This window comes from Limnobacter sp. SAORIC-690 (assembly GCF_002954425.1).
GTDB lineage: Bacteria > Pseudomonadota > Gammaproteobacteria > Burkholderiales > Burkholderiaceae_B > Limnobacter > Limnobacter profundi.
Map to the genome: position 1 here is coordinate 2,620,218 of NZ_MQVZ01000001.1, position 2,847 is coordinate 2,623,064.

2 protein-coding genes and 1 pseudogene are annotated in these 2,847 nt (G+C 67.0%); all 3 read left to right on the forward strand.

Annotated features, from left to right (window positions below; translation table 11 throughout):
* The coding region (locus BSZ31_RS12490) for a TrbC/VirB2 family protein (RefSeq protein ID WP_105029019.1) at positions 1–256 on the forward strand (256 nt) is incomplete at its 5' end.
* Positions 253–525 (forward strand): VirB3 family type IV secretion system protein, encoded by a 273-nt coding sequence (locus tag BSZ31_RS12495; RefSeq protein WP_105029020.1) that lies wholly within the window; start codon positions 253–255, stop codon positions 523–525. The genes BSZ31_RS12490 and BSZ31_RS12495, both read left to right, overlap by 4 nt.
* Positions 526–537: 12 nt before the next feature.
* Positions 538–2,847 (forward strand): annotated as a pseudogene (trbE, locus tag BSZ31_RS12500) (conjugal transfer protein TrbE); the annotation flags it as partial.

The window sequence follows — 2,847 nt, forward strand, 5'->3', positions numbered from 1 at the left end:
CCGGAACGGCGCAGGCCGCCGGTTCCTCGATGCGTGGGAAGGCCCGCTGCAATCCATTCTGGAGTCGATCCAGGGGCCGGTGGCACGCATCGTCGCGGTCATCATCATCATCGCAACCGGCCTCGCGCTGGCCTTCGGCGACACGTCGGGGGGCTTTCGCAAACTCATCCAGATCGTCTTCGGTTTGAGCATCGCGTTCGCCGCGTCCTCGTTCTTCCTGTCGTTCTTCAGCTTCTCTGGCGGGGCGGTCGTATGAGCGGGCCGGACAGCTTCGCGGCCGGCTTCGAGGTGCCGCTACATCGCTCGCTGACCGAGCTGATCCTCATGGGCGGCGCACCGCGCACCGTGGCGATTGCCAACGGTACGCTGGCCGCCGCCGTCGGGCTGGGCCTGCAACTCTGGATTCCCGGTGTCGTGCTCTGGATCGTCGGCCACTCGCTGGCCGTGTGGGGCGCGCGTGTCGATCCGCAGTTCATGCAGGTCTTCGCCCGGCACATCAAGCACAAGCCGTTGCTGGACGTGTAGGGGGATGCCGCCATGCTGAACCTTGCCGAATACCGCCAGCGGCCCGCGCTGCTGGCCGATTGGCTTCCCTGGGCCGGGTTGATCGCGCCGGGTGTCGTCTTGAACAAGGACGGCAGCTTTCAGCGTACAGCCCGTTTCCGTGGCCCCGACCTCGACAGCGCCACGCAGGGCGAGTTGATCGCCACCACGGCGCGGCTGAACAACGCGCTGCGCCGGCTGGGTTCAGGCTGGGCGCTGTTCGTGGAAGCCGAGCGCCAGCCGGCGGCGGACTATCCGCATTCCGACTTTCCCGAACCGCTGTCCTGGCTGGTGGACGAGGAACGCCGCGCCGCCTTCGAGGAATCGGGCAACCACTTCGAGAGTGCCTATCACCTGACGCTGGCCTATCTGCCGCCCGAGGAATCCCGCGCCCGTGCGGCCAAGCTGCTCTACGAGCACGCGCCGGGCGATGGCGTGGACTGGCGCGGTCGGCTCGATGCTTTCGTGGCGGAAACGGATCGGGGCTTTGACCTGCTCGATGGCGTGATGCCGGAGATCGCCTGGCTGGACGATGCCGCGCGCTGACCTATCTGCACGCCACGGTTTCGACGCGGCGCTACCGGCTGGCCGTGCCCGAGGTGCCTTTCCACCTCGACGCGCTGCTGGCCGATTCCGCCCTGGTCGGCGGCCTCGCGCCTATGCTGGGCGACCAGCACCTGCGCGTGGTGTCGGTGCGGGGCTTTCCGACTTCCACTTGGCCGGGCTTGCTGGACGACCTAAACCGCCTGGGCTTTGCCTATCGCTGGAGTACGCGGTTCCTCTGCCTCGACAAAGCCGAAGCGGAAAAGGAGCTGGGCCGCCTGCGCCGCCAATGGTTTGCGAAGCGGAAGAACGTCATCGCGCTGCTGCGCGAAACGATCTTCCAGCAGGAAAGCCCGCTGGTCGATACCGACGCCAGCAACAAGGCGGCCGACGCGGACGCCGCCATGCAGGAGCTGGGCAGCGATCAAGTCGCCTTCGGCTACCTCACGGCCACGGTGACGGTGCTCGATGCCGACCCGGCCGTGGCCGACGAAAAGCTGCGCATGGTGGAGCGCGTGATTCAGGGGCGCGGCTTCGTCACCATCCCCGAAACGCTCAATGCCGTGGATGCGTGGCTGTCGTCGGTGCCGGGCAATGCGTATGCCAACGTGCGCCAGCCCATCGTCTCGACGCTGAACCTCGCGCACATGATGCCGCTGTCGGCGGTGTGGGCCGGGCCGGAGAAGAACGACCACCTCGACGGCCCACCGCTGATAGTCACCCGCACCGATGGCGCGACGCCGTTCCGGCTGGTCACGCACATCGGCGACGTGGGACACACGCTGGTCGCTGGCCCCACCGGCATGGGCAAATCGGTACTGCTGGCGACGCTGGCCTTGCAGTTCCGCCGCTACTTCGGCTCGCGGATCTTCGCCTTCGACATGGGCCGCTCCATGCGCGCCACCATCCTCGGCCTGGGCGGCGAGCACTACGACCTGGGCGCCGATGGCGGCATCGCGTTCCAGCCGCTCGCCCGCATCGACCACGAGGGCTACCGCTCCTGGGCCGCCGAATGGGTGGAAGGTCGCCTGCTGCATGAGGGCGTGACCGTCGGCCCGGACGAGAAGGTGGCCATCTGGTCGGCTCTCGGCAGCCTCGCCGGTGCGCCGCAGGAACAGCGCACGATGACCGGGCTTTCCGTGCTACTGCAATCGAACGCGCTGCGCCAGGCACTCGCGCCTTATGTCCTGGGCGGTGCGCACGGAAAACTGCTGGATGCGGACGCCGACCGCCTCGGATTCGGCGACGTGCAGGGCTTCGAGATGGAAGAACTGATGCACAGCCCTGCCGCCGTGCAAGCGGTGCTGCGCTACCTGTTCGCCCGCTTCGACGAGCGTTTCGATGGCGCACCCACGCTGCTGATTCTCGATGAGGCGTGGCTGTTCCTCGATGAGCCGTCCTTTGCGGCCCGCATCCGCCAATGGCTCAAGACGCTCAGGAAAAAGAACGTCAGCGTCATCTTCGCCACGCAGTCGCTGGCCGACATCAAGGATTCGACCATCGCGCCCGCGATCATCGAAAGCTGCGCGAGCAGGATTTTCTTACCTAACCCGCAGGCCACCGAGCCGCAGATTCGCACGATCTACGAGGGCTTCGGCCTCAACAGCCGGCAAATCGAAATCGTCGCCACCGCGCAGCCCAAGCGCGACTACTACTACCAATCGCGCCTCGGCAATCGCCTGTTCGACCTCGACCTGGGGCCGGCCGCGCTCGCGTTCGCGGGCGCATCCACACCGCAAGACCAACGCGACATCGACCGCG

Coding starts and splice junctions, on each gene's coding strand:
- BSZ31_RS12495 (WP_105029020.1), top strand. CDS start 253: ATGAGCGGGCCGGACAGCTTCGCGGCCGGCTTCGAGGTGCCGCTACAT.